Source organism: Roseateles sp. P5_B10 (assembly GCF_056400485.1).
In genome coordinates this window covers 1-692 of the sequence record NZ_JBFULE010001479.1, presented here as the reverse complement: position 1 = coordinate 692, position 692 = coordinate 1, and the positions used below count along the sequence as shown (strand labels likewise).

1 protein-coding gene is annotated in these 692 nt (G+C 62.0%); it reads left to right on the top strand.

What is annotated here, in order from left to right:
* Positions 1 to 331 (top strand): CDP-alcohol phosphatidyltransferase family protein (locus AC1DU6_RS34095; RefSeq protein ID WP_477862844.1); only part of this gene is annotated, 331 nt, incomplete at its 5' end.
* Positions 332 to 692 lie beyond the last annotated feature (361 nt).

The following is a 692-nucleotide window of genomic DNA, read 5'->3' as shown; positions in this document are numbered from 1 at the left end:
GGAGTACACCGGTGTCCAGCCCGGGGGTTGGGTCGCCTGGGTGGCTTACGGCATCACCTTGTTCGCCGGGCTTTCGATGGTGACGAACGCTCCGTTCTACAGCTTCAAAGTCTTCGACCGGCGGCGCAGCGTGCCCTTCATCGTGTTGGTTGTGATCATGCTTGGCATCGGCCTTGCCGCACTCGATCCATCACGCGTTCTCTTCGGTGTCTTCTGCGTCTATGGCCTGTCGGGGTATGTCATCTATGGCTGGCGCAAGTCCAAGGGCAAGCCCGTCAGCGTCATCTCCACCAGCACCGACGAGCCGGATGAACGTGGCTTGCATCAATAGCCATTCATGCTAGATTCCCGACCCATGAGCCGCGCCACGCGAATTAGCCTGCTACTAGCCCTAGAGGAACCACGGGTTCGCTAGTCAGTCGCGCACGTACGCTCACACCTGACCCCAACGGCCCGTATGCAACCGCAGCGGGCCGTTCGTGTTTTCAAAGGCTGCTGGTTGCGCCACCCACCCTCGGATGGAACACCCATGTTGAAGCAACCGCAGCAAAAGTACCGCTCCTTCGCCCCGATCGCATTGCCGGACCGCCGCTGGCCCGATGCCGTGCTGACCCGCGCGCCGATCTGGCTGAGCACCGACCTGCGTGACGGCAACCAGGCGCTGATCGAGCCGATGGACATTGCCCGCAAGC